Origin of the sequence: Candidatus Nanohalovita haloferacivicina (genome assembly GCF_029232205.1) — an archaeon.
Taxonomy (GTDB): domain Archaea; phylum Nanohalarchaeota; class Nanosalinia; order Nanosalinales; family Nanosalinaceae; genus Nanohalovita; species Nanohalovita haloferacivicina.
This window is the reverse complement of record NZ_CP107255.1, coordinates 819,536-844,986: the sequence shown is the minus strand read 5'-3', so window position 1 is coordinate 844,986 and position 25,451 is coordinate 819,536. Positions and strand designations below refer to the sequence as shown.

Here is a 25,451-nt window from a genome sequence, read left to right as displayed (position 1 = left end):
TCTAGCGGCTTTTGCCTTCTCAACTAGTTTTTCACGAATTCGCATAGTATTCATTATTGGCTCACGTTGATTCCGGTTTCCTGAAGTTTTGCCTTCAAAGAGTTCTTGTCCATATCGTTCATACCGGTTGAAACGTTAGCGGACATAGCGAGATGTGTACGCAGTCCGATGTTCATACCTTCCGGTGTCTTGATTGGACAGACACGGCCCCACTGCGTTGGATGCAGGTCACGGGCCTCGAAGTGCTGTCTGTCGCTTGACAGTGGAGATACAATGTTTCTGAGGTGTGATAGTGTTTTGATACGGTTGTTTCTTTCCAGGCTCTGGCATACTCCTGTTCTTCCTCCTACCCAGTTTCCTGTTGCCATTGCTCCCATGATCTGTTTGCTGAGAGTGTCTGCAACTACTGTTGACTGTAGTGATGGTAGTCGGCCTCTTTTTGCTGATTTCTGGAAGTTGTATTTCATTCTGGCGACTAATCCCCATTTTCCTAGGAAGACTGATCTGAACTGCATTTCCAGTAGTTCTCCAGCCAGGTTGAGTCTTTTGTTTGCGTAGTGGTCGATGTCGTCTTCTTTGATGTCGCCTTTTCCGAGTGCGATTGTGTTTCTGATCATGTTTGCCAGTAGTTCGGCCTTGTCGTCTCGTGCTTCTTCTTCCTGTCCTAGGTGTGGTAGAAGGTAGTCGTCTAGGATGCTGGTAACTCTTTCCTGTACGTCGTTTGTGACTCCTGCACGGTTTGCGATGTATTCGAAGGCTTCTGCCTGGTCTGATGCATCTACTTCGTAAAGGTTGAGGTAGATGTCGGATGCGTATTCGTCGCCGATAAGCTCGACGATTTCTTTATCTGTTTCGTAACCGAGAGCTCTGATCAGTGCGATTGCTGGTGTATTCTTTACGTTTGCAAAGCTGATCTCGACGATATCGTCGTCTCTTTCCAGAATGTGTCTCTGAACGTATCCTTCGTTCTCCGAGTTAATTCTGCAGGTCTGCTCTCCGTCGTCTTCCTGGTAGATTGGCTTGTTGTTGGCCATTTCTTCCATGGAGATGATTGTCTTCTCTGATCCATTGATGATGAAGTATCCTCCTGGATCCTTTGGGTCTTCTCCTGCTTCTCTGAGCTCTTCATCGTCCATTTCTGACGTCCAGCAAAGTTCGGAACCAACCATTACTGGGATCTCTCCGATGGTAACTTCTTCGGATTCCTGCTGGATTCCCTCGAAGATCGGTGTCATCGTAACTTTGATCTCTGAAGAATAGGTAAGATCTCTCATTCGGGCCTCTTTAGGTGTGATCTGTCGAACAGATCCATCTGCTTCGTTGATCTTAGGCCTCTTGATATCTACGTCTACTATCTTGATTACTAGGTCTTCTCCATCAGGTAGTTCTGGTTCGATGGATCCGACTTCGTTGAGAATGTTCTGTATACGTTCGTCCACGAACCTGTTGTAGGACTCTATCTGGTGTTTTACAATGTTTCGATCGATCAGCTGCTGCAGGAATTGTTCGTTCATTGATTATCGACTCTCAATAACTTCTCTGTAATAGGTTGTTTCTCCAGCGGTAGGAGATTCTCTGACAATTTCGATCACGTCGCCAACTTCCGGATCAAGGCCTTTGATCGCAGAATCAGTTCTCTCGATCTTAGGTAACTTTTCTTTTTTAGTATCGAATTTTTCTAGAAGTTCTTCAACTTCGTCTTCATCCATTTTTCTGTGTTCCGGAACCGCCACGTGGTCAGTTACATCCATTGCCATGATTGATTGCACACCGCCTAGAAAATAGTCTTAGACAAATACAAGTCCTCAGGTAAACTTTAAATACCGTGGGGCAGACGGCAAAACACCTATAAAGACCCTGCGCAAATACTCAGAAATTGACTTCCGAATTCTCCCTCATACTCCAGAAATCTTCCCCAACTATAACATGATCAAGCACCTGAACACCAAGGCCTTCACCCAATTCAATAATTTCACGGGTCACAGCTATATCTTGTTCCGTAGCAGAGGCCTTTCCGGAAGGATGATTGTGCGAAAGAATTATAGCAGTTGCATTACAGTTCATAGCGGCCTGGAAGATTTCTCTGGTGTTAAGGCCTACCTCTGAGACAGTGCCTTCAAATTCTTCTTCAGCAAGTAGTTCGTTGCCCGAGTTAAGGTAGAAAACTCGCAGAACCTCCGACTCCATGAACTTCATGTCGCCTGTCCGGGCCTTCACATCTTCAAGGCCCTGAATTTTCTCTCTTTCCTCCTTCTTCAGTCTCCTGGAGAGTTCTCCTACTGCAAGGAGCTGACCGGCCTTTACTCTTGAGATGCCGTTGAATTTTTTCATTTCGTCGAGGCCTCTGTCAGCTATTTCTTCCAGAGAGTGTTCGTTCAGTATTTCGGAGCTGAGTTCCTTCACGTTCTTCCCTTTAGTGCCTGTCCTGAGAATAATGGAGAGAAGCTCTACGTCCGAAAGTTTTTGCGGGCCGTGATCTTCGAGTTTCTCTCTAGGCCTTTCGCTTTCCGGCAGTTCCTTGATGGTGTAGTCCATCTCTAACCAGAATATTTTCCAGACAGGTTTAAACCTGTGGTGCTGGAAACTGTAAAAAGTATTTCCTGCCAAGGCCTAGGTATGGAGAAGTTTTTGCAAAGCCCTGAGATTGAGGAGGCCAGAGAAGTCCTAGCAGAATACCTTTCACGCGAGTACACTGTGCAGATTAACGGCCTCTGCTCGGTTAACTATCAGGGCCGTGCGAAGTCAAAACTTGATCGTGGGGAGAGACTTGTGATCAAGAAGCAGGATTCTGCAATACTTGTTCACGGGCCTGAAAACTATCAGCCGAAGAACTGGCAGCCAGAGGTCGATTCTTACAGTGTTGAAGTTGATGAGGAGAACGATCATCTGATTCTGGAGGCCAAGAGGAATAATCCTGAGGAAGTAGTGGAGGTCAGGTTTGAGGAGATCGATCTGCTGACTGTCGATCAGTTAGTGGATAAATCCGAGCTCAAGATCGCCGGCCACGAAGTAGATATACATGAGTCGATTGAAGAGGAGCCTGAAATAGTGGAGGAGGGCCTCAAAGTTATTGAACGTGAAAGAGAAACTCCTGCAGGATTTATCGATGTGTTCGCCCGTGATGAAGAAAATAACTATGTGGTTATAGAGGTGAAGAGGAATCCGGATTACAACACTGTTCTGCAGCTTCAGCGGTATGTGGATGAGATCGATGAAGAGTTCCAGGGAACTATCCGAGGAATTCTTGTCGCGCCGAAGATGACGGATAAAGTTCTGGACTACCTTGAGGACCGCGAGCTCGAGTTCGTAGAGGTTGAAATGGCTGACGTCATTAACTCATACGATGCAATAGATAACTCGCAGAAAGGCCTTTCCGACTTCTCTGCTGACTACAGCACCGACTAGTTTCTATCTTATTGCCTCGTCGTATGCTGTTTTCAATGCATTGGCGAGTTTATCTTTCGATTTGATGTTTGAATCTACTTCTACTTCGACTGTTCCTTCTTCAGCTCCGACGCTCCAGACTTCCGTTGAATCAGAGTTTGATACGCGGGTTGCTGTATAGTCGGGGATTAGAGTCTTTTTGCCTACAGGATCTGAGAAGTTTAAAGTTACGTAATCTCCTTCGGCACCTTCGGAATAGTGTATTGGGTAGCTTACTGTGTTTTCTCTATCTGGTGTGGTATCTTCTTCCAGTAGTTTTTCCTCGTTCAGTTCCATGCCTGAACTGTTTCCAGGCTCAAGTCTGTCGCCCAGTCTATCCCTTATTTTGCTCATGAGCCAGTTTTACAACTTGAAATCATAAAAATGCTGTTACTGGTAAATTTCTGACTTAGTGGTTCTGTTACAGACTCAAAAGTCTTCACCTGCAACCAAGATAGTATGTGCGGAATAACAGGAGCAAAAAACAGGGAAACAGTAAAGGCCCTGAATCAGCATCTAAGTCACAGAGGCAGCTCCTGTGAAACAGTTGAAATAGAAAACTTTGCTATAGGCCACTACCTTCACTCAGTAGTTGGAGAACTTTCCCAACCTATCGAGGATAAAGGCCTTCTCTCCGCTAACTGCGAAATATACAACTGGAAAGAGTTGAACGAAAAATACGGCTGGGAGACAGAAAACGATGCTGAAACACTCCTTAAGCTGCTTGATGAGAAAGGTGTGGAAGGCCTTGAAGAGGTTGACGGCATCTACGCATTTGCATACCTGAAAGATGGTGAAATTATAATTGCAAGAGATGTTCTCGGAGTCAATCCTGTCTGGTACTCTGATGAAGAGTTTGTTTTTGCATCGGAGAGACAGGCCTTGGAAAAAGAAGGTTTGGAGTGTCGAGAACTACATCCTCGCAGAATACTTAGATATGATATTGAGGAAGATGAAGTTTCTTTCCAGCAGAGAGAATTCTTTGAAATAGATGTGAAAGAGGCCATAGAGATTGATCAAGCTGCTGAAGAGATAAAGGAGAAGTTCCTAGGGGCCGTGAAGAAGAGGGTTCCTGAAGGAGATGTAGGCCTTCTGTTCTCTGGTGGTGTCGATTCTACTCTTATTGCTGCGGCTCTGCAAGAACTTGATAAGGGTTTCACCGCTTATACTGCAGGCATTCAACATGGAAATGTTAATGCGCCGCGTGACATGGACTGGGCCCAGGAAATTGCCGAGGAAATGGATATCGAACTTGAGGCCTACGAAGCCAGTCTTGAAGAAGTGGAAGAGGTTTTGCCTGAAATCGTTGACTGGATTTCATCTACCTCCGTAGTCAAGAACGGTGTGGCCCTGCCTTTCCACTTTGCATTGCAGAAGAATCAGGATAACGAGCAAGTCGTGTTTTCTGGCCTAGGTAGCGAGCAGCTTTACGCTGGCTATCACCGTCAGCAAGGATATCTGAATAAGGAGTGTCTTTCAGGCCTTCGAGGGATATTTGAAAGAGATCTCTACCGTGATAACGTTATCAGTTTCCGTAATGGCCGAGAGCTCAGGCTTCCATTCCTTGATCACGACTTGATTGAACATGCATTGACGATCCCGGAAGAGTACAAGGTGAAAGATGATTACAGGAAGTATGTGTTGCGGAAGGCCGCTGAAAAACTGGGCGTGCCGGAGAAGGTGGCGTGGAGAGGTAAGACTGCGGCCCAGTACGGCAGCAATTTTGATAAGGCGATCGACAGGCTTTCACGCGACAAAGGATTTGATCACAAACAGGAATACCTTAATTCTCTACGCGAATCCGAAAATCGAGGATTTTCTGGATCGCAGAAGATCTCTGATCTTCAACGAAAACCAAATAACAGGGTTGTGGCCCTGACTTCTGGTGGTAAAGACTCCAACGCCGCGCTTTACAGAATTCAGCGCAGGAATAATAAAATTTCATGTCTTCTGACTTTGAGGTCGGAGAATAAGGACAGCTACATGTTTGACTCGAAGAAGTCTCGCGGCCATTTAGACGAGCAGTCGGAGAAACTTGGAATTCCGTTGCTTGTTCAGGAGACTGAAGGTGAGAAAGAGGTTGAACTGGAGGATCTGCGGAAAGGCCTAGAAAAAGCCCGTGAAGAGTACAATGTTGAAGGAGTAGTTGCTGGAGCACTGGCTTCGACGTACCAGAGAGATAGAGTAGATAAACTAGCTGATAGGGTAGGCCTGAAAGTGTTTACTCCGCTCTGGCAGGAGGACCAGGCCCGGTATATGAAGTGGCTGATTCGTGAAGGTTTCAAAGTTGAAATTACTTCTGTTGCGGCACGAGGCCTTACTGAGGAGTGGGAAGGAGAAGTTCTTGATGAAGAAAATATAGAAGAATTGCTGGATCTGGCCGATGAGTACAGGTTCAATGCTGCTGGAGAGGGAGGAGAGTATGAGACCAGGGTTGTTGGTTTTCCTGTTTCTCTAAAAGGCTAGGTTAGTCTCTCCCTAAATTCTTCTAATTTCAGACTCTCGTTAGCAGCCTTATCAAGCATCGCACCAGGTTTTTCCACATTCAGAAGTTCTACTCGCCTTCTAAATTATCAACATAGAGATTGCCGTTTTCTCTGTCGTAGAAAAGTCTTTCGCGATGATCTGGGTTTTTGCGAATTAAGCTAAAGGAACCTGGGATTATTTCAAATTTTAGGACCTATAGTATATTATGAGTACGACGCCAGGGAACAGTCAAGATACTCTTCCTGAAAATTTGAGAAGTATTCATTCTATTGAACCCGATTCTGTTTCTGATGAAGGTTTCGCTGATTCTTTGGAAGATATTTATGGATTTATGGAGGTAATGTTCAGGAATTATAGGAATTTAGAAGAGGATGGCCAGCAATTTGTTGAGGCTTTCAGTCATTATGCAGGGCTTACAGCTGATTGTGTTAAGTATGTTGATGCTTTGGAAGAGGCTGCAGAAAATGATTTGGATTCTGATACTATGATAGTTGATCACTTTGTCTCTGAACTCTATGACTCTGCAATGAGGAGACACAACCAATCCCACAAAACTAGACGCTGGTATGGGATCGCCGATGCTTCAGGAGAGCTTTGTCTTACAGAGGAAGTAGAAAATGATGGTGTGAGAGGTAAGACTCCTGCTAATGTCTCGGGAATGGTGGATAGAGTTGATGAAATAGCTGCTGATTACCTTGATAGATTTGAAGACCTGCCAGAATCTTACAAGAGGAAATTTCCTGACTGGGATGAGATGGGTCATAGAACTGTAGATCTTGATTCGCAATACACGGAATTAGATCTTAGCTGGAAATAGAGTCAAAATTTTGGTTCTTCAAATTCGTGGGCCAATATTTCTTCTCCATCTTCATCAAACAGAAATCTGGCTAAAAACTTTTCTTCTGCCAGCATCTTTGGAATCCAGTAGCGATCATCGGGCCACATCTCATCAAAGGGCAGATCTCCAGTATTAAACCATTCTGGACGGGCCTCTTCTGTTTCCTCGGGATCGCCTGAAAATCCTTCTGCCCTGAAAACATGTACAAACATGAAAGGTTGATCTCCGAACACGAACTCAAGCTCTCCAATTTTCTCAACTTCTTCAGGCCTTACTCTTGTTTCCTCAACTGTCTCCCTGATAGCTGCTTCCTTCGGAGATTCTTTATCCTCGATTTTCCCTCCAGGACCGTTGAACAGGCCTTCGCCAACTCCTCTCTTCTTCTCGATCAGAAGTGTCTCTCCATCTTGAATGATGAAGCAGAGGGTTGCCTCCGTGGCCTCTTCTCTGAACTCCTTCCTGGAAATATTCATACTAACTGTTTCTGTGAGGCAATGTTATACGTTTTTAGATCAGGTATGCTACAAGATACGCAAGTAGAACTGAGCCAGTCAACATGCCCTGAATAATTGCAGATCCCATAACTCCGATAGTCGCGTAGAGAGCGGCCTTTGCACCGTCCTCCTGATCGCCATGAATCAGGTACTCCCTGAAAAACACTGTAAGCGAGACTGCGAAAGCCAGGCCTACAGGCCCTCCAAGAAAGATGAAACCAAGGAAACCTGTGACAGCTGCTGCCATACTGGTCTTCTTAGAGGCCCCACCGTAATTTGCTGCAACTGCTCCTGCAAACCAGTCAACAGCCAGCGCAAAGACAGAAGTCAGTGCACCGAAGATCACAAACAAGATACTTGGGTCCGGCGATTGGAAAAAGTAGATCAGGACCGCTGCCAGCGAGAAAAGAGCACCTGGCATCATAGGGAGAATACTGCCAACTACGCCAGCGATCAAAAGGCCTAAAACCAGTATAGTGGTAGGATCCATGTTATCATCTCAGAAATTATTTTTTGGCAATTGGAATATCTAACCAGTAATTTATTGCAGGTCTACAAAAGCTTTCGGGAAGCTTAAAAATCGGCCTCCACGAAGTATCGAAAAGGAGGGGCACAGAATGTCTACAACCGAAAAACAAACTTCTTCAACAACTGAAAACCTTGAACCTGAATACAGTGATCGAGGCTGGGAGTTCGGAATGCTGACACGGGCCGGAAAAGAAACCCGGAGAATAGCCGACGACTACTCAGAACTATACATACAGGAAACACCAGACTACAGAGACACAGAAGCCGACTACACCGTACAGTACAGGGAAGGCAGACTAGGCCCAAGCACAGTACTTGAACACGGAGAGTTCGATGACCTAGCAGAGGCCCACGAATACTGCCGGCTTATTCTAGAAGGTCACGTCGAAGTAGAGGAACTGATCTAAAATTCAGGGCCTAAAATATGGTTATGGAAACAGTGGTGCTTGGCGGAGGATGCTTCTGGTGCACAGAAGCCGCATTCAAAGAACTCAAAGGAGTAGAAAAAGTAACTTCGGGATACGCAGGAGGCCACACAGAAAACCCTTCCTATAGACAAGTATGCACAGGAAAAACAGGCCACGCAGAAGTCATCAAAGTAGAATACAACGAACAAAAAATCTCTCTAGAAAAGATTCTCGAATTCTTCTTCAGAATCCACGACCCAACAACAGAAGACAGAGAAGGCCCCGACGTCGGAAGCCAGTACAGATCAATAATACTCTATGATTCTGAGGAACAGAGAAGAATAGTGGAGGACTTTATCGAAGAGAAAAGGCCTGAATACGAAGATCAGATAGTTACCGAGGTAAAAGAGTTGGAGAAATTCTGGAAGGCCGAAGAAAAACATCAAGATTATTTTGAGAAAAATCCAAATGATGCATACTGCACAATGCACGCAAGGCCTAAAATGGAGAAGGCCAGAAGCTATAGGTAACAGTTAGGGTTTTGACGAAGTCAACTTGTTTTTCTTGAAGTTTGCCATTATTGCTGGGTGATCGTCAAAAACAAAAGCATTCGTGGTAAAAGGTAAATTGATGTCTTGGCGGGAAGACTTAAAGTTGGAGGTTGATAGGCTCTTAGCAGAAGATATTTGGCCTAAAATAATTTCTAGCTTCTTACTGGGATATTCTATTTTGTTTTACACTCAGGACTCTGCTTTGATGTCTTATGGGATATTTGATAAAGTTCTTATCTCTGTATTTATCGGACTCTTTCCTATGTCGTTCCTCTATATATTTGCTAAGATTATTGCCTGGGCTGAGGTTGAGGAAGATCAGAGGTTAGATAGGACGGCAGGAACTCTCATGGCTATTAGTTTCGTCGTAGCTGCCTTATTAGTTCTACTACATAAGTACTCAGTTATTGAAGAAATACTACTTGGTCTAATTTTTAGTTGAGTTTGGGCCAGACGGGATTTGAACCCGCGACCACTTGGTTAAGAGCCAAGCGCTCTGCCAGACTGAGCTACCGGCCCAGGGTAGTGTTGATGTCTGTGTGTTGTATTGAGGTGGAAAATCTTTATAGTAGATACGCTGGTGGAGGGGTTTGCGGTTTAAGCTTTCGGTGCTATTTGTTATGATGCGAAGTAGAAAATGATTGCAAATTTCTCGGATGATACCGGTGAACTTTACGTCTTCTTCGATGAAGGAGAGCTTGAAAATCTTGATGAAGGGCCTGTTACTGGTTCTGTAGCTGATGCTGATAACAGAGATCTAGGTGCTGGTGATATGTATGTGTCCTATGAGGAGGATCTGCATTTTCAGAGGCCTGTAGTTGGTAGAGAGGTTGAGAACGGCGATATTGGTGATTTTGAGGTTGTTTTAGGTGAGAATGTTTATGATAAGCTTCTGGATGGCGAGGTTTACGAGTTTCCTGGAGGCCGTTATCACAGTATTCCGCAGGGTGCGGAGGTAAAGTTGATGCCGTACGGAGAGAATGGTGGTATGGATCAGCTTTACAGTGAGCTGGATGAGTTAAGATAAAAAAGAGGAAAAGTAAAAGCGGGCCTCTTTACTGTGGAGGCCTTTGCTGTTGTTGTGCTGGCTGCTGGTTCTGCTGTGGCTGTGGATTGTTCTGTGGGTGTTCTGTGACTACTACTGTGCCTGCGAGTCTGTCGAAAAGTCTCTGTCTCATGTCGCTTGATGCCATTGAAAGCAGTGCTACCAGGTAGGCGATTAAGCCCAGTGATGCTAGGCCTGGAAGGTTTCTGATCAGTGATCCTGCTGCGTCGAGTTCGTCTCCGTTTTCTTTGACTACTCTGATTCCAAACAGTCTTTTTCCGATTGTCTGGCCGTTCCAGACTGTTTCCAGGATAAAGCTGTATCCGATCAGAAGGCCTGTGATGACTAGGTAGCCCAGGCTGTTCATCAGTGCTGCTACTGCGCTTTCTGATCCTCCTGCTGCAGCTCCCAGGAATCCCATGAATAGCAGGATTACGAATGAGAGTACTCCAACAGCGAATAGGTCGACTAGCTGTGCGCCAACTCTTTTTCCAATTACGTCTGTGTCCTGTCTAGTAGGAGCTCGTCCATAACTTGCCATATCATGTGTTATAGCTTGTCTGGAATAAAAAAGATGCTCTAAAATGTAAGTAGAAATAGGTAAGAGGAAGAAAAAGTTTATTCTTTGAGCTCGGTCTTTCTGATCTCGAGCTCTCGGAATGGGTAGATCTCGTTGGCTGCTTCTCTCATGTCTTCCTGTACGTTGTCGAGGAAGATGTTCTCCATGAACTCCTCGTAACTCTGTTCGGAAGCTTTCTCGTCGAGGATATCTGAGAGTTCTTTTCTTACGGCCTTGAGTGTTTCGGAGGAAGTCTTCTTCAGTGTTGCTCCGATAACCTTTACTCTGACCTTTCTACCGTCTTTTGTATTTGTGTCGTGTACCAGATCCATTCTGTCGGATCTTTTTCTAATCATTCTTGAAACAAATTCGGAAGAACACTCCATTCCATCAATTTCTGTGAAGGCCTTGTTACCTTCAACTTCTGTAACCTTCAGGGTTACATCTACGTAGTATTTGCTTGTTTCTTCCATCATTTCGTTCAGGCCTTCCTTTACTGTTCTGCCAATTACCTGTGATTGTTTCTCGGCAGGTGTCTCGCCTACTTCGTCGACACTGAAAATGTCCGGTGCCTGAATCTCGTACCAGTTTTTCTGAATAACAGCCTTAGCCATACCAAGAACTCAAACTCAAAACTTTATAAACGGTGTGTCTTCTATGTGGTTGTATGAGATTCGAAAAATACGATCCAGAAACTCACGCCGAGACAGTTCCGGAGTTTTTCTCCGATGTAGTTGAGGAGCCGGAAAACTTTGAATCATTCAGGCAGGAGACTGAGCAAGCATTTCAGGATATCAGAGATGTGCTTGGAATGGAAGCTGAATTCGATGTAATAATTGCAGAAGTAGATACTGAAAAGCTGCCAGAAGGAACTCCTGAAGGCCTCTACTTCAGAGGTTACTCTCTCGGTAAAGAGGCCCACGGACATGCTGAAAGAAACGCAGTTTTTGTAGCGGCCTCTATGGAATCTGATTACTGGGAGGCTGGCCTGAAAAACATGGTTGTCCACGAAGAAGCTCACCAGGAATTTTTTGATCATATCAGCGATCTTGATCACGTTGTGTGGGAGTCAATGATTCTTGAAGGCCACGCTCTTCATAGAGAGAAACTCGTTAGAGAAGAAAAAGAGTATCCCTGGAGAGGAGATCCTCGTGAGTACGAAGGACCGGCAGCTGAGGTTGTCGCAGAACTTGATAAGAACAGAGAATGGCAGGGAGAGAGGTATGATAGAGATAATACTAGCTCGATCTTCAGCATGGACAGTGAATGGGAAGGAATAGGATATGTAATAGCTCAGGAAGTCTACTCTGATATCATAAACCGTGAAGACATGGGTGTAGATGAACCACTGGAAATGAGTAAAGAATGGCTAAGAGATCAGGTAGAAGAGTCGGTAAACCATCTCTACGATTAAATCCCAGCTCAATACCAAACCAATTTATTCGAGAAAAGGCCTTTTCTAGACAGTGAACTCCTCAAAAGCAGTAATTTTTGCAGCTATACTCCTGGCATTTGCCGGGTCTTCTGCGGCCCAGCTCGAAGGATACTGGAGGTTTGATGATCCTCAGGTTTCTCGTGGCTACAGTCTGGAGTTCGATGGTAGTGATGATTATGTTTTGGTTGATCAGAAAAGTACACGTTCAATGAATGTTTCAGATGAGATTACTTATTCTGCTTGGGTTTATCCGCGTCAGAAGTCAGGTATAACTGTATTACAGAAAGGAGGTGCAAGCGAATCCTCTACTGATGTTTTTGAGCTCTTTACTAGAGATAATGGAGAGTTTCACGTGGTTTTCGGCTTTGAAGGAAGCGGTAGATTAAACTGGGATTCTGATAGGGTTATTGAAACAGGAAGATGGCAGCATATTGCGGTCTCTCTTAATGGCACTCACATGAAAATTTTCTATAATGGATCTCTGCTTAATACCTTTGACTCTCCGGATGAGTTGTTGAGGAACAATACCGAAAGATTAACTATTGGTTCCGAATATGAAGGAGGAGTCACACATCCTTGGGATGGCTATATTGATGATGTGAGAGTGTACAGCGAAGGCCTAAACAGTTCTCAAATTGAAAGTATCTACAATGAGCAATTTGCTACACAAAAATCTCTAGTAAGGTACTATAGCTTCAATGAAGGCCCTTTAGGCTGCGACGTAACCACCTCTCAAAAATGTCTTAGCGATAAAGCAACTTCTGGGACAGCCGAGCCAAGAAACTTCGACGACAACAATTTAGATACAGGAAGCGGATGGGTGAAGGAAACTCCTGTTAACAGGCCTTCTGTCAAAACTTATGCTGGTAGTCAAGGCCTTAACTGGTTTTCTGGAGGCCTGAACGGCGATTTAGAGAATTTTGATTATAATTCTTCTAGCGGCTGGGTTTCTGGCAAAGTTGGTGATCATGCGCTGATGTTTGATGGCGAGGATGACAGAGTTAGAGTAGAGAATAGTCCCTGGCTTAAAATCAGGTCGGAGCTGACTTTGTCAGCTTGGGTCAAAACAGATAATAGCTCTGATACTAGAGGTATAATTGATACGCAGGATAGTGATGATGAGGGTTACAGGATCACGGTTGAGAACGGTGAGCCGGAGTTTGGTGTTTATGCAGGCAAATTGAATAAGGGGCATACTGAGTTGCGCGGTAATACAATGGTTGCTGACGGGTCTTGGCATCATATTGTGGGTACTTGGAATGGTAGTAGAATGAAGATGTATGTGGATGGGGTAATGGAGTCTTCAACTACGCAGATGGCCTTGGCAGGGAGCACTCAGGATCTTTTCATAGGGGTTCGAGATAAGAATAATGGCTGGTTTGATGGCAGGATCGATGATGCTCGCGTGTATAGACGTTCACTTACTTCTTCTGAGATTCAGTCTCTCTATAATGGAGAGAGTGTTTCTGAAGGCCTGGTGGGTAGATGGGATTTTGAGTCGGGGAACAGAAAGGAGGCCTATGATTCTGCTGGTTTTTCTGCTGAAGGGGTTTTGAGTTCGGGTTCTCTTGGTCCTGGTGCTTCTCGGAATATTTCTACAGGGAGATCGATACAGGATAATTTCACTTTTTCTGCGTGGGCTGAACCTTCTTCTGATTGGGATGATCTGCTTTTTGAGTACCGTAAGTCGGTTTCCGTTCAGGAGGGTTCGGGCCAGGATCTGAGTAACTATCAGGTTAACTTTACGGTTGATACTGCGTCTCTAGTTCAGGATGGGAAGATGAGGTCTGATTGCTCTGATCTCAGGTTCTATTCTCTGGAGGGTTCTCGCCTGTATCATGACGTGGTTTCAGGCTGTAATACTGATTCTACAGAGGTTGTTGTTGAGGTTGACAGCCTTCCTGCCGGTGAGAAGACCAGAATATGGATGTATTATGGAAGCGAGGCGACGGCAGGAGAGAATCCTGAGAAGGCCTACTATGTTTACGATCTGTTTGGATCGGGCTATGATGGAACACTGACTAATGATGCTAATTACAATCAAGAGGAGGAGTATGTGGAGTTAACCGCTAATGTTGATGGCCAGAGAGGATCTCTCAACTACTCTCAGGGAACTCCACAACCTGGCTGGAAGGCCTCCTGGGATTACTACATCGGTAACGGTACTGATGCTGATGCTCTATGGCTTTACAGCTGGGCTTCAGGTATTCCTAGTACTGAAGATGTTGATGGCAATGCTTTGTCCTGGATATTGAATGATCACGATAACTGTATCGGTGTCGGAAATAATACGCAGTGCGGTAACTTCGGCAGCTTCAATAAAAACCCTAGGACAAATCAATGGGAGACTGCGTCAGCATACGGTTACAGGAACGGAAGTAAACTTCATTTCAAACTTCAAACTCTTGGCAACCAGACTTCAGGTGTTCAGGCCTACTCCAACTTTAATATAGGTAATTACTTTGGTTTTGGAGCAAGAACTGGTGGCGCAAATAATTATCACTGGGTTAGAAACATCAAGATAAGAAAGTACGTTGAGCCAACACCTTCAGTAAGTATAGGTGAGGAACAGGCCAGGCCTGAAATTGTCCATTCCGATAATATTTCTCTATCAATGTCAGAGTCCGAGGCAGTCTTCGAAGTAAATGATGAATTTTTGAGGTTTGAGAGGCCTTTTGAGAAATGGAATAAGATTTCAGCAGTCTACAATGGCTCTTCTATCTCCTTGTATGTTGGTGGAGAAAAAGTCGCAAGTAAGGCCTTTTCAGATACTGTTTCCAGTCAGAAGATCACTGTCACCAGAAATTACGATGGCGCTGTTGACGAGTTAAGAGTGTATGCTGGAGGCCTTTCCTCCTCCAAGATAAAGAGTCTTGTTTTTCAGTAAATTAGGAGACGAGGGCCTCTATTTCCTCGTTGAGTCTTTCGATGAATTTTTCTTTCTCGCTTTCTGGTATCATTGCTCCTGCTGCGATGTTGTGGCCTCCTCCTTCGCCGTCTATTTCTTCGCAGATTGCTTCTATTACTTCTCCGAGGTTGAGGCCTGCTTCTACTGCGTCTTTGGATGCTCTGGAGGATACTTTCATCTTGTCTTTGTCGGATTCTGCGATTCCCATGACGACTGGTGAGTTGAAGAGGCCGTTGCTCATGGTTATGGTGGTGACGGTTCCGATGAAGTCGTCTTCGATGTTGTCTTTTCCGTCGATTACTCCGATTGTTTTTTCGTATACTACGTCTTTGTCTTCCTTGTTGTTTTCGACGTAGCGTAGTGAGGAGGAGATTTTTCTTCCGTATTTTGTTGAGATCTTGTCTGCGAGTTTGAGGTCGTTTTCTAGAAGTATTTTGACTCCTTTCTTGGGTTCTCCGAGTCGGCCGCATGCGTTAATGACTGTTGAGAATTCATCGATTTCGTAGCCGTTGTCCAGTGTGTAGATATCGTTGAGAAGCTGCTGGACTGGGAATCCGCGGCGGATCATTGCGTTGATTAGTTTCTTCTCCTCTGCCTCGTCTAGGTCTGACAGTGTGCGGAAGTCACCGTTCTCTCTGATGTCGATTCCTGCGCTTTTAACCAGTTGGATGGCACCGGACTCATTGTTGCTGACTCCTTCCAGATGAGGGTCTGTGGTGTACATCAGTGATTTCTGGAGTGGTTTGGTAGATCTTCCGTAGAGATCGAGGCCTTTTCGTTTTTCTATGTGGCCGTTTTCGATTGCTTCTTCTGCCAAGTCTTTGTTTAGGCCCATGAATTCTCCTTCCTGTTTTTGGACGTCGCCTGTTGCTCCGATCAGCGCGTATTTGATTAGGTCGTGGTTTTCTTCGTCGACGGCCTTCGCTAAAAGATAGGTCATTCCTGCTGCTGAGATTGCTTCTCCTCCGTCGTGGCCCAGGAAGTGAGGGTTCATGTGGATGAATCTTTCGTCGTCTCCTTCTATCTGTGGTTCGTGGTGGTCGCTGACAATTACTTCTTTGTCGGTGTTTTCGATTATGTATTCTTTGATGAATTTTGACTGGCCTGATCCGATGTCTACGAACAGGAGGAGTTCTTCGTCTTCTTCTGCTAGTCTTTCGACGTCTTCCTCGTATAGCTGTCTTATTATTTCGTATTCGAAGTCTTTTCCAAGTCTTTCCAGCATCTGGTATGCTATTGCGGTAGCGTTGATGCCGTCGGCGTCGTACTGGCCGATTAACCGGATTTTTCCTTCGTAGTCTCTGATCTTTTCTGCAGCTGGCTGGGCTGCGTCTAGAATGTCTTGAACCATTAATTTTCAGTTCAGTTAGAATCTCTTTTATCCTTTATGCAGGAGCAGAATTGAAGAGGTAAATAGAAAGTAGAAAGGAAAATGTGTGGTTATTTACTGGTCGTCGCGGCTGTACTTCCAGGATTCGTCGATTCGGCCTTCTTCTCTGTAGTAGGAGGCAAGTCTTCTGATCTTGGCCTCTACAAGGCTTAGTCTTCTTTCTGCATTCTCGTCCTTCTTGTTGTCTCCCAGGTGCTCCTTGATGTTGGAGGCCTTCTCGACAAGGTTGCTTAGGTCTTCAGGCAGGTCGTCCTGTGCGTCGTTTTCTTCCAGGATCTGTGTAACTTTCTTTCCTGTAACTGTCTTGACGTCTGGAATCCCGTACTCATCTCTGAGCTTCATTCCGATCTGTGAAGGGTCATGTCCCTCGTCTTTAAGCTTCAGAACAAGTTCTGCAACTTCTTCTTCGTCGTAGTCAAGCCAGTCTGGCTGTTTCTTGTCTACAGGGTTTGAACTTCCTGAACTTCCGCGTGAACTTTTGTGCATTCTTGACATAATTTATCACATACCGATCCGGTCAAGCACAGATGCTTTCCCGGTCTCTGAAGATACAGTCCTCAGAAATTATTTTAAAACAGGCCCAACAATAAGGCCTCTATGGAATTCGACTTCGATCAACAGCAAATATTTTACTCTGTAGGTGCTTTTTTCGCGGTAGCGGCCTCTACATACCTGCTTGGAACTCAGATTTCTTTATCAGTCTTGACAAAATCAATGCTTCTTTTCCTGGCCTTTGCAGGTTTTACAGTAGCTGCTCAGATGCTTGAAGGTAAGGAGATCAAGTTGATTACTTCAGGCCTTTCCGGTGTCAGCGCTATAATATTTGTAACTTATACTGTTTTCCGTTTTGAGTTGAATCCGCCGGTTGTTTTACTGGCTCTAGCAGTTTCTGCTGTGATCTTCATGGTTGCTGGTTATAATCTGGAGCGTTTGAAAGGTTATGAGTGGCCTCTGAATACACGTCAGGCCCTTGCCGGTATTGCAGTATTGGCGCTGGTTTTTGTCGGTGTTGATGCTGCAACCAGCGATCTCGATGAAAGCTATGACTGGAAGGATTCTGTCAATGTCAGCATGGATGACGAGTTTGTGCTGGGAGAGGTAACGGTATCGAACAACTTCTATCTTCCGAGAAGAGTGGATACGGCCTCCTTTGATGGATGTATCTATGCTCCGGAGAGGAAGAGTCTCTATGTTCGTGAAGAGTACGATAGTGATCTTCTGTGGAAGGGCAGCAGAACTCTTGAGATTACAGGTAGGGCGAGCGTCAGGCCTGACAGCAATGTGACGATTGAAGGAGAGTATCCTGTTGAAATTGTTGAGGCCGATGAGTGTCCTGAGAATGTCTCTGAGAGAAAGATATTGATCTTTCCTAGTGGAGATTCATCTGGCTACGGCATTGGGACAGCTCCATAGGCCTTTCTCTTTTTCCTTTGCTTCTTTCTCTATTCTGAGGTATTCTTTTTCCCTAGTGAATTCTCCTGTGTAGACTCTGGCAAGGCCTTTTTCCAGTAGTTGCTTGTTGATTGAAGTGTTGTCGCTGTATACGTAGGCCAGTAGTCTTCCGTAGCTCCCTCTTCTATCAGCTGAAGGATCTGTCTCTACTCTGATGCTGCTGTCCAGGTTTCTTTCAAGATATTCTGCGGCTTCTTCCCCGTATATTTCGAGGCAGGCTCTGTTTTCGGCTGTGTCTTGGAGGCCGAATTCTTTGGGATTGTTGCTGGAGTGGGTTTCGGGTGTGTCAACGCCGAGAAGTCTTACTGTGTCGTTTCTTCCGTTTATCTGAATATCTATGGTGTCTCCGTCCGTGATGCTGATCAAGGTAGCGTTGAAGTGTTCTGATTTCTGTGGGCTGTGCAGGTTGAGGCCTGTTATTGCTATGAGAAATAGTATTGCGAGTGTCTGGAGTGAGAGGATTTCTGCCATTGATTTATTTGTAGCGGCCTCTTTTTTCCACTTCTTTGAGTTGCTGCAGTACTTTTTCTGAGTTGGTGGAGTTCTGGTATCCTTCCACGAATTTTTCCCAGGCTTTTTCCGATATTTCGGGGTGTGAGCTGTTTAGAACTTGTTTGAGTAGGTGGATGTCGACTGCTTTGTCTTCTATTCTTTCTGAGTGGGATGAGAGGCCGAAGTCAATTATGTGTAGTTTTTTGTCGGCTATTGCGTTGCTGGTGGTGAGGTCGCCGTGGATTATATCTGTGTCGTGCATTCTGGCCACGTTTTCTCCGTACTCTTTCATTTTTTCGGTCTGTTTTTCGAGTACCTGTTTGAGTGTCTGGCCCTCTATTTTCTGCATTTTGATAGTGTAGTCTTTCTGGTTGAGAATTTCTGGTACTTTGACGCCGTGTTTGAGGGCTTTTTCCATGATGCGGGCCTCTGCCTTTGTTCTTTCTTTCCTTATTTTTTCGTCCAGTTCCGGGTGTCGGTATTTCTTTTTTTCCCGGGTCTTGACTACTTTGTCGTCCCGTATTTCTATTATGGCTTCGGCGCCTCTTACCGTCATGTTACTGTTTATGGGCCTTTACTCTTTTTACCCTTCTTCGGATTGCAGGTATTTTCTGAGTTCCAGCATGTTTTTGCGTCTGAGTTCTTCTCTGTAGTTAACATTTTCCATTATTCCTTCGATGTGGTCTGAGAGAAGTTCTGCTCCTGTCATGTCCGGGATATTTACGTAGATTACTTTGTCGTTTTCAAGTAGTTTTTCTGCTTCTTTTACCTCTTCTGATCTGAGTATTATGTCTGCATCTGTTTCAAGACCTGTTATTTTGTTTGAGGCTGATCTAAGAGGTATTGTTGAGATTATGAGTTTTGCCTCTTCTATTTCGGCCTTTTGCCAGGTTTCATCTTCCATTATGTCGCTGAAGATGTAGTTGTCGTTGTTGTCGTGCAGTTCTTCTACTTTTTCTGGGTCGTTTTCCAGTACTACGAACTGCTGGTTTTCTTCCTTTAGTTTGTCGGCGAGTCTTTTGCCTTGTGTGTCGTATCCTACCAGTATAACATGATTTTCGAGTTTTCCGTCTATTCTTGTTCTGATGGTGGTTTCTGCGTCCGGCAGGATGTCGTATTTTGACATGAATCTGTATATTTCTTCTTTGTGTCTCTGGGTGTAGGATGAGGTTAGCATACTGAATGTTGCGGTGAGTATGATGGCCTGGAAGAGTACGTCGTTCATTATACCTGCTAGGTGTGTCTGGATTGCTATTATGAGTGCTAGTTCGCTGACCTGGTCAATGCTCATTCCTGTGAGGTATGATGTTCTTTTGTTGTGGCCTTGGAGGATGAGTGCTGTTATCACGGTGTATGGTTTGAATATGGAGGTAAGCGCTATTAGCAGGGCTGATACCATGAGGACTTTTTGTGTTGGTGTTGTGATCAGTGCGCCGAGTGATACGAAGAAGATGGCTGAGAAGAAGTCTTTCAGTGATCCTGTGGTGTCAAGTATTTCAATGTTGTATGGGTATTTTGATACTGCGAGGCCTGCTGCGAAGCTTCCTACTGCTAATGAGATGTTGAAGTACTGTGCTGCTCCGATGAATGCTGATAGTACTGTGATGGAGAGTAGCATCATGAGTTCTCTTGAGCCGCCAGTGAGTTTGGTGAGTTGGTCGAATAGGATTTGTCTGAAGGCGAGTGATGCTGCTATGATCATGAGGCCGTAGTAGAGGTTTTGTGGGATGTTTGTGAGGATTGTCTGGACGCTTCCGAGACCTATCAGTATGAGTATTGCGATTACGTCCTGTGTTAGGTGGATTGATTCTGCGAGTCTTGCGTGTGTCAGGTTGATGTGTATTTCTCTTTCCAGTATGTCGAGGCCTACGAGTGTTGAGCTGAGTACTGCTGAGAGGGTGAAGAGTATGCTGTTTATTGGGTTGAAGTTGAATAGGAAGTATCCTGCTGTGAGGCTGATCAGGCCTATGACTGTTATCTGTATTCCTCCTGCTATCTGGCTTTCTTTGGCTACTGATCTGAGTCTTTCTGGATCCATTTTTACTCCGAAGATGAATACAAGGAATGCGAGGCCTATCTGTACGAATGATAGCATTTCTTCCTGTGGGAAGAATCTTCCTACTATTATTCCTGCGAGTATGTAGGCTGGTATTGATGGGTGGTTGAAGTAGTCTGTGAAGAGCAGTATTGCTGATGAGGCCACGAATACTGCGGTTAGTACGTTTATCAGTTCTGAGATGGTTTATCACCTCTTAGTTCTTTCATTTCGGCCTCTACTTCTTTGATGAATAGTTCTCGGTCTTCGAGGTAGAGTTCCAGGTATTCGCTTAGTCTGTTACCGGTGAGCAGGTTTTTGACTATGACGTAGTCTGCGCCCATGTCATAGAGGTCTACTGCGTGTTCTATGCTGTCGGCTTTTACTATTGCTGTTGAGTCTCTGTCTTTTTCTTCAAGTATTCTGTCGTTTACAGCTTTTTCTGGTGAGAGGCTAATTATGAATGCTGCTTCTGGTATTTTTGCTGCTTCTCTTATTTCTCCGTGTTTGAAGTCTCCGTAGATGTATTCGTAGTTTGATCTTGAGAGTTCTGCTGTGTTTTCCGAGTTTCTGTCTATTACAAGTATTTCGTATTCTTCCTGGAGTGTTTCGCAGGCTTTTCTGGCGATCTGGTCATATCCTATGACTACTACGTGGTTTTCGAGTTTTCTGATTTCGATGTCGGTTTTTTCTTCTCCTTCGAAGAAGTTGAGCAGGTGTTCGACTTTTTCATGGATCTCATCTTTGAATCTTATTGTGTAGGCTGATACTCCCATTGTGAGGATTGTTACTATGCTGATGAAGCCTGATACGTCCTGTGCGATGTATCCCTGTGTTATTGCGAGGCTGATGAGTATGAGGCCGAATTCGCTGACCTGTGTCATGTTCATTGCTGTTTTGAAGCTGGTTTCTGGGGTGAATTTGAATCTGTCGACTACAAGGAAGAAGATTGCGAACTTTCCGATTATGAGGATGATTGATGCGATGATGGCTTCTAGTAGGTAGGCCTGTAGTGATCCTCCTGTGATTCCGAGGCCGAAGTTCAGGAAGAATATGGCCATGAAGAGGTCTGTCATTGGTCTTACTCTTTCCTGTAGTTCTCTGCTGTATGGTATTTGTGCGAGGCCGACGCCTGCTATGAATGCTCCTATTTCAAGTGATAAGTTGAAGTACTGTGATAGTGAGATGAACAGGAAGGCCCATGCTACTCCGTGTGTGAAGAATGCGGCTTTATTGCCTGATAGTTTCTTCAGTATTCGTGAGAACAGGTATTTTGATGATAGGAGGGATATTGCTGCGATAAAGGAGATCATTACGAAGATTTCTCCAAGTTTTAGCGCTATCTGTGTTGGTGAGGTGCTTTGGACTGTTAGTAGGGCTAGTATGAGTACTACGGCTACGTCTTGTACTAGTAGTATGCCGATGTCGAGTCTTCCTGGTAGTGTGGAGGCTTCGTCGAGGTTTGTTAGTAGTTTGACGACGAGAGCTGTGGAGCTGAACATTGCTGCTGCACCGATGAATACGGCGGTTGTCAGGTCGAATCCTAGTGAGTAGGTTGTGGCCAGGCCGAGGAGGAATACCAGTATCATCTGTATGACTGCTATTCCTATTGTTGGTTTGAGTACGTCTTTTACTTCTTCAAGGTTGATTTCCAGGCCTATTAGAAATAGAAGGAATACGAGACCTAGTTCTGAGAAGAGTGAGGTCATTTCTGTTTCGGATATAAGGTTGAATCCTACTGGTCCTACTATTAGGCCTGCTATTATGTAGGCCATGACTTTGGGCTGCCTTGTTTTTTCTGCTACTATCCCTAGAATTGTTGCGATACCGATTAGGAGGGCCAGTGATTCGTAGCCTACAGCCATGTCTATAGAACTTTTTCGATCTCGTTCTTCTTAATAGGTCCCTCTCGGAAGATCTCTACCTCTCCATCTATTACTGCTGCGATTGTTGATGTAGGCCCGTCTTCGAGTTTACCTGCGTCGATGACGTAGTCGGCTTTCTCCAGAAGTTTTTCTGAAATATCGTCTACAGAATATGAGGTTTCGTTTCCTGAGATGTTTGCGGATGTTGCTGTGATCGGGCCTTTCTGTGAGAGTTCTGCTGCTACTTCTGCAGATGAGATTCTGAATGCGAAGTCCTTGTTCAGGTTGTCAGGTACAGAGTCTTTTTTCTCTGCTACAAGTGTTAGAGGCCCCGGCATGAATTCTCTGACTACTTTTTTCTCGTATTCTGATAGTTCTGCGTATTTTTCCGCTGTCTCCAGTGAGTCAACTATTGCGGTCAGGCCTTTGCTTCGAGGTCTTTTCTTGGCCTCGTATACTTTTTCGATTGCGATTCTGTTTGTTGCGTCCGCTGCTATTCCGTATGCAGTTTCCGTAGGGAATACTACTATTCCGCCTTTTTCTATTTCTTCTCTGGCTTCTTCGATCTGTTTTTCTAAATCCCCCATTCTACTTCCACCTGGTCAGGCCTCCAGTTCGGTTTTTTACTTGAGTTTTCTATACTTGTCTGTCTTCCGGCCTTTAACTCGATTAATCCCTGGTGTGCGATCATTGCTCCGTTGTCCATGCAGAATTCGTGTGGAGGGAAGTATGCTTCTGCATCTCGCTGCTCGCACATAAGCTCCACCATCTCTCTAAGCCGGGAGTTCATTGCTACTCCTCCTGTGAGCAGGGCCTCGGTGCTTTCTTCCTGGGCCATCGCTCTTTCAAGTGCTTCCACCGCTGCTGAGTATGCGTGTTCCTGGAAGCTGTTGGTAAGTACCTCATCATCTACCTGATCGATTTTTCTTTCTGCCTCTGTTGTCAGGCCTGAGAAGGAGAAGTCCATTCCCTTGATCGGGTAGCTCATTTCAATTATCTCGTCTGTCTCTTCCGCTAGTCTTTCGATCTCCGGGCCTCCTGGATGAGGGTAGCCTAGTTTCCGGGCTAGTTTGTCCAGAGCGTTACCGAGTGCAATGTCCAGAGTCTCTCCTACAACTCTGTATCGGCCTGATCTGAGGTCTAGTATCTGGGAATTGCCGCCTGAAATGTAGAGTGTGGTTGGGTTTTCGGCCTCCGTAGTTCTGATTCCGATAGAGATATGTGCCAGGCAGTGGTTAACGCCGATTAGAGGAATCTCGTATTTTTTCGATAACGTTCTTGCAAGTACAGCTCCTACGTCAAGGCATTGAGGTATTCCAGGCCCTTGAGAGAATGCTATGGCATCGAGGTCTTCCAGCTGGAAATCTGTCTTGGCCTCTGCCTCGTTGATCTTCTCCAGTGCATGCTGGTAGTGGTGCTCTGAGGCCTTCCTCGGGTGTATTCCGCCTTCCTCTGGCTCGAACATCGACTTGACATTTGCGTGTATCTCTTCTTCATCGACTATTCCGATGCCGAGTGTGTGGGCTGTTGACTCAATGCCTAGTACTTTCATCTAGCAAGAATCTGTCTTGGAAAAGTTAAAAGTTGAGAGGTAGAATCTGTAGAAAGTTGATATGAAGGAAATGTGGTGGTAAGGCGTGGGGCCTTACTGGTGTTTTGTGTAGCCGCACTTTCCGCAGCTTTTGCGGTCTTCGTGTTCGGCTAGGAAGCTGCCGCATCTTGGGCATTTTTCTCCGTTGTAGCTTCCGTCTTCGTTGTATTTTTCGTTGATGGCTACTGTTTCGTGTTTTGCCATTTTTTATGTCACCTTTTATTTCTGGTTTTCAAGCCAGTCGATTAGTGTTGTGCGGTTTTTGTTGTCTTTTTCTGCTTCGATGGCTGCGTCCCAGTCGACGTCTTCCATGTCTTGGAGTGTGTCTTTGGCGTCTGTGATTGTGCCTGCGACTGCGTCTCTGTAGTCTTCTGTGACTTCTACTTCTTCCTCTAGGGCTTCTTCTTCGAGGTCTTCGTCGTATTCGAAGTCCTGCATGACTTTGAGTGTTGCCTTTGAGGATTGTTTTCCGAAACCGGTGTAGATTGATTCTACTTCGATGTTTTCGGTTTCGATTCCGTTTTCTGCTGCGATTCTTGATTTTACATCTTCTTCGCTTGGTGTTGCCTCTCCTTCGTGGTTGAGGCTTACTTCTACTTCTCTCCTGTCTAGGAGAGGGTTTTCTTTTACTGATGTGATGTTTGCTTCCATAGTATCGTTTCTCCTTTTATTTTACTCTGATTGCGTATTTTCCGGGCGTGTTGATCCCGATTTTTTCTGCGATTTGTGAGTCTTCTGGGTCGTAGATTACGACTAGCCCGCTCCATGAGTCGGATAGGTCGTTGTTTTTACATACTGGGCATTCTGTGGCGTCTTCTACAATTCTGTTGCAGTTTTTGCATGCTTTTTCGGCCACTATTCTTCACCTTCTTCGTCTTCTGCTTCCTGTTCTTCCTCGTACTGTTCTACCCATTCTTCTTTTCCGAGGCCTGGCTGTCTCATTGTCAGGTTGATCTTATTGGTGTCCTCTTTTCCAAGGCTTACTGCGATTATTCTTGCTGTTACGACGTCTCCGTCTTCGAGTGTGAACTGGTTTTCTTCGGATACAAGCATTCCGTTTTCTTCGTCGTGGTTGACGTATTCGTCCATTACCTGACTGACGTGGCATAGGCCGTCGAACGGACCGATACGGATGAATGCTCCGAAGCTTGTGACGTCGACTACTTCTCCGAATACTACTTCGTGAAGCTCTGGTTCAAATACAAGTGCTGAGTATTCTACGTCGTAGTGTACTCCTGCGTCTTCAGGCTCGATTTCTCCTCCTTCTACGGAGTTAACTTCTTCGATTGCAAGTACTACTCCTACTTCAGGATCAATGTTTCCTTCTGTTTCTGCTTTAAGGCCTTCTGTGACGCTTTCTTCCAGGTTCTCTCCCAGATGTTCTGGGGGAACTCTTACTGATTCTTGAATTGTTTTTCTTTTGTACATTTGAGACACTACCTCCATTTTTGGTAGAAAACTGAGGTTGTGGAGGGCTCAGCGCCCTATAGTCTTCTACCTCTGTGGAACATTTAACAGGTTGACGACAATTTTTAAAACCCTACCGAGGAACGGTTCAAAACCTCCAAGTGCGTGCCGCTGCGGATTATCACTACTTCACGGCCTCTATCCAGCAATCGCTGTTTGAGTTCTTTGTCATTTGTGGCAACCGCGAACTCGTCGCTGACATCTACTATGAGGTCGTCTACCTCTCCATCTCCATGGGTTTCCAGGACCTCGATATCTTTCTTTTCAATCAACTTTTCTGCTAGAGGCCCGTACTTTCCTCCTTCGATGCTTTTGGCCTCCTCTACTGCGTCGTCAAGTGTGTAGAGCTCGTGGAGAGGGTATAGTCTGTCCAGTTCTTCGAACAGGTCGAATGAGAACTGGAATGAGGCCACAAGGAAGTTGGTGTCCAGCAGGATTTTCTGAGTCATATCTTACTGTTGTTTCGTTAACTCTAAAACTGTGG

At 45.1% G+C, this 25,451-nt stretch carries 30 protein-coding genes and 1 tRNA gene; 9 read left to right on the top strand and 22 right to left on the bottom strand.

From position 1 onward, the window contains the following. Positions 1-53 precede the first annotated feature (53 nt). From HBNXNv_RS04730 to radC, 3 genes are all read right to left on the bottom strand, one after another. A complete protein-coding gene (locus HBNXNv_RS04730) occupies positions 54-1,514 on the bottom strand; it encodes a DNA-directed RNA polymerase subunit B'' (protein ID WP_347720536.1) in 1,461 nt (486 codons plus the stop codon). A gap of 3 nt (positions 1,515-1,517) precedes the next feature. Next, positions 1,518-1,757 (bottom strand): DNA-directed RNA polymerase subunit H, encoded by a 240-nt coding sequence (locus tag HBNXNv_RS04725; protein ID WP_347720535.1) that lies wholly within the window; start codon positions 1,755-1,757, stop codon positions 1,518-1,520. 112 nt (positions 1,758-1,869) lie between these two features. Beyond that, positions 1,870-2,535 (bottom strand): RadC family protein, encoded by a 666-nt coding sequence (gene radC, locus HBNXNv_RS04720; RefSeq protein WP_347720534.1) that lies wholly within the window; start codon positions 2,533-2,535, stop codon positions 1,870-1,872. Between the two features lie 81 nt (positions 2,536-2,616). Between radC and nucS the strand changes: the two genes are divergently transcribed. Next, positions 2,617-3,405 (top strand): endonuclease NucS, encoded by a 789-nt coding sequence (gene nucS, locus HBNXNv_RS04715; protein ID WP_347720533.1) that lies wholly within the window; start codon positions 2,617-2,619, stop codon positions 3,403-3,405. A 3-nt stretch (positions 3,406-3,408) separates the two neighbouring features. Here the strand turns inward: nucS and HBNXNv_RS04710 are convergent, their stop codons facing one another. After that, positions 3,409-3,777: a hypothetical protein gene (locus tag HBNXNv_RS04710; RefSeq protein ID WP_347720532.1), complete on the bottom strand. Its 369-nt coding sequence runs from the start codon at positions 3,775-3,777 to the stop codon at positions 3,409-3,411. 105 nt (positions 3,778-3,882) lie between these two features. Between HBNXNv_RS04710 and HBNXNv_RS04705 the strand changes: the two genes are divergently transcribed. Beyond that, complete coding sequence (locus HBNXNv_RS04705; RefSeq protein WP_347720531.1) at positions 3,883-5,889, top strand: diphthine--ammonia ligase; 2,007 nt, start codon at positions 3,883-3,885, stop codon at positions 5,887-5,889. Positions 5,890-6,115: 226 nt separating this feature from the next. Next, on the top strand, positions 6,116-6,727 hold the full coding sequence (locus tag HBNXNv_RS04700; RefSeq protein ID WP_347720530.1) for a hypothetical protein: 612 nt from the start codon (positions 6,116-6,118) through the stop codon (positions 6,725-6,727). Between the two features lie 2 nt (positions 6,728-6,729). Here the strand turns inward: HBNXNv_RS04700 and HBNXNv_RS04695 are convergent, their stop codons facing one another. Further along, a complete protein-coding gene (locus HBNXNv_RS04695) occupies positions 6,730-7,221 on the bottom strand; it encodes an 8-oxo-dGTP diphosphatase (RefSeq protein ID WP_347720529.1) in 492 nt (163 codons plus the stop codon). Positions 7,222-7,255: 34 nt separating this feature from the next. After that, positions 7,256-7,732, bottom strand: coding sequence for a DUF456 domain-containing protein (locus tag HBNXNv_RS04690; RefSeq protein WP_347720528.1), 477 nt, complete (start codon positions 7,730-7,732; stop codon positions 7,256-7,258). A gap of 127 nt (positions 7,733-7,859) precedes the next feature. Here HBNXNv_RS04690 and HBNXNv_RS04685 point away from each other — a divergent pair, with 127 nt between their 5' ends. Beyond that, the gene (locus HBNXNv_RS04685; RefSeq protein ID WP_347720527.1) at positions 7,860-8,177 is read left to right on the top strand and encodes a hypothetical protein; all 318 of its coding nucleotides are present in this window, start codon (positions 7,860-7,862) and stop codon (positions 8,175-8,177) included. 23 nt (positions 8,178-8,200) lie between these two features. Next, on the top strand, positions 8,201-8,707 hold the full coding sequence (gene msrA / locus HBNXNv_RS04680) for a peptide-methionine (S)-S-oxide reductase MsrA (RefSeq protein ID WP_347720526.1): 507 nt from the start codon (positions 8,201-8,203) through the stop codon (positions 8,705-8,707). 466 nt (positions 8,708-9,173) lie between these two features. Here the strand turns inward: msrA and HBNXNv_RS04675 are convergent. Beyond that, positions 9,174-9,247 (bottom strand) — tRNA-Lys (locus tag HBNXNv_RS04675). 118 nt (positions 9,248-9,365) lie between these two features. Here HBNXNv_RS04675 and HBNXNv_RS04670 point away from each other — a divergent pair. Next, positions 9,366-9,755, top strand: coding sequence for a hypothetical protein (locus HBNXNv_RS04670; RefSeq protein ID WP_347720525.1), 390 nt, complete (start codon positions 9,366-9,368; stop codon positions 9,753-9,755). A 28-nt stretch (positions 9,756-9,783) separates the two neighbouring features. Here HBNXNv_RS04670 and HBNXNv_RS04665 read toward each other — a convergent pair whose 3' ends face one another. Further along, positions 9,784-10,314 (bottom strand): RDD family protein, encoded by a 531-nt coding sequence (locus HBNXNv_RS04665; protein WP_347720524.1) that lies wholly within the window; start codon positions 10,312-10,314, stop codon positions 9,784-9,786. Between the two features lie 77 nt (positions 10,315-10,391). Further along, positions 10,392-10,946 (bottom strand): eS1 family ribosomal protein, encoded by a 555-nt coding sequence (locus HBNXNv_RS04660; RefSeq protein ID WP_347720523.1) that lies wholly within the window; start codon positions 10,944-10,946, stop codon positions 10,392-10,394. Positions 10,947-10,999: 53 nt separating this feature from the next. On the opposite strand from HBNXNv_RS04660, the gene HBNXNv_RS04655 reads away from it, so the two are divergent. Together HBNXNv_RS04655 and HBNXNv_RS04650 are read left to right on the top strand one after the other, a co-directional pair. After that, positions 11,000-11,746 (top strand): hypothetical protein, encoded by a 747-nt coding sequence (locus HBNXNv_RS04655; protein ID WP_347720522.1) that lies wholly within the window; start codon positions 11,000-11,002, stop codon positions 11,744-11,746. Between the two features lie 52 nt (positions 11,747-11,798). Continuing rightward, entirely contained in the window at positions 11,799-14,654 is a 2,856-nt protein-coding gene (locus tag HBNXNv_RS04650) for a DUF2341 domain-containing protein (RefSeq protein WP_347720521.1), read from the top strand. 1 nt (position 14,655) lies between these two features. On the opposite strand, the gene recJ is transcribed toward HBNXNv_RS04650, so the two are convergent. Continuing rightward, positions 14,656-16,026 (bottom strand): RecJ family nuclease, encoded by a 1,371-nt coding sequence (gene recJ / locus HBNXNv_RS04645; protein WP_347720520.1) that lies wholly within the window; start codon positions 16,024-16,026, stop codon positions 14,656-14,658. 93 nt (positions 16,027-16,119) lie between these two features. Continuing rightward, positions 16,120-16,560 (bottom strand): 30S ribosomal protein S15, encoded by a 441-nt coding sequence (locus tag HBNXNv_RS04640; RefSeq protein WP_347720519.1) that lies wholly within the window; start codon positions 16,558-16,560, stop codon positions 16,120-16,122. Positions 16,561-16,662: 102 nt separating this feature from the next. On the opposite strand from HBNXNv_RS04640, the gene HBNXNv_RS04635 reads away from it, so the two are divergent. Beyond that, complete coding sequence (locus tag HBNXNv_RS04635) at positions 16,663-17,478, top strand: hypothetical protein (protein WP_347720518.1); 816 nt, start codon at positions 16,663-16,665, stop codon at positions 17,476-17,478. Here the strand turns inward: HBNXNv_RS04635 and HBNXNv_RS04630 are convergent. The 11 genes from HBNXNv_RS04630 to HBNXNv_RS04580 form a co-directional block, all read right to left on the bottom strand. Then, entirely contained in the window at positions 17,446-17,988 is a 543-nt protein-coding gene (locus HBNXNv_RS04630; protein ID WP_347720517.1) for a thermonuclease family protein, read from the bottom strand. The two genes, HBNXNv_RS04635 and HBNXNv_RS04630, sit on opposite strands and share 33 nt — an antisense overlap. Positions 17,989-17,992: 4 nt before the next feature. Further along, positions 17,993-18,565: a KEOPS complex kinase/ATPase Bud32 gene (locus HBNXNv_RS04625; protein WP_347720516.1), complete on the bottom strand. Its 573-nt coding sequence runs from the start codon at positions 18,563-18,565 to the stop codon at positions 17,993-17,995. A 27-nt stretch (positions 18,566-18,592) separates the two neighbouring features. Then, positions 18,593-20,212 carry a cation:proton antiporter gene (locus HBNXNv_RS04620; RefSeq protein WP_347720515.1) on the bottom strand — a complete coding sequence of 540 codons (1,620 nt, stop codon included), beginning with the start codon at positions 20,210-20,212 and terminating at the stop codon, positions 18,593-18,595. 23 nt (positions 20,213-20,235) lie between these two features. Next, positions 20,236-21,909, bottom strand: a complete 1,674-nt coding sequence (locus tag HBNXNv_RS04615; protein WP_347720514.1) for a cation:proton antiporter — start codon at positions 21,907-21,909, stop codon at positions 20,236-20,238. A gap of 2 nt (positions 21,910-21,911) precedes the next feature. Next, positions 21,912-22,496, bottom strand: a complete 585-nt coding sequence (locus HBNXNv_RS04610) for an L-threonylcarbamoyladenylate synthase (protein ID WP_347720513.1) — start codon at positions 22,494-22,496, stop codon at positions 21,912-21,914. After that, entirely contained in the window at positions 22,484-23,461 is a 978-nt protein-coding gene (gene kae1, locus HBNXNv_RS04605) for a KEOPS complex N(6)-L-threonylcarbamoyladenine synthase Kae1 (RefSeq protein ID WP_347720512.1), read from the bottom strand. Before kae1 ends, HBNXNv_RS04610 begins: the two co-directional genes overlap by 13 nt. 93 nt (positions 23,462-23,554) lie before the next feature. Next, positions 23,555-23,704, bottom strand: coding sequence for a 30S ribosomal protein S27ae (locus HBNXNv_RS04600; RefSeq protein WP_347720511.1), 150 nt, complete (start codon positions 23,702-23,704; stop codon positions 23,555-23,557). Between the two features lie 15 nt (positions 23,705-23,719). Beyond that, positions 23,720-24,151, bottom strand: coding sequence for an eS24 family ribosomal protein (locus HBNXNv_RS04595; RefSeq protein WP_347720510.1), 432 nt, complete (start codon positions 24,149-24,151; stop codon positions 23,720-23,722). 16 nt (positions 24,152-24,167) lie between these two features. Continuing rightward, complete coding sequence (gene spt4 / locus HBNXNv_RS04590) at positions 24,168-24,356, bottom strand: transcription elongation factor subunit Spt4 (protein ID WP_347720509.1); 189 nt, start codon at positions 24,354-24,356, stop codon at positions 24,168-24,170. Further along, complete coding sequence (locus HBNXNv_RS04585; RefSeq protein WP_347720508.1) at positions 24,356-24,928, bottom strand: DNA-directed RNA polymerase; 573 nt, start codon at positions 24,926-24,928, stop codon at positions 24,356-24,358. Before HBNXNv_RS04585 ends, spt4 begins: the two co-directional genes overlap by 1 nt. Before the next feature lie 104 nt (positions 24,929-25,032). After that, positions 25,033-25,416, bottom strand: coding sequence for a type II toxin-antitoxin system VapC family toxin (locus HBNXNv_RS04580; protein ID WP_347720507.1), 384 nt, complete (start codon positions 25,414-25,416; stop codon positions 25,033-25,035). Between the last annotated feature and the right edge of the window lie 35 nt (positions 25,417-25,451).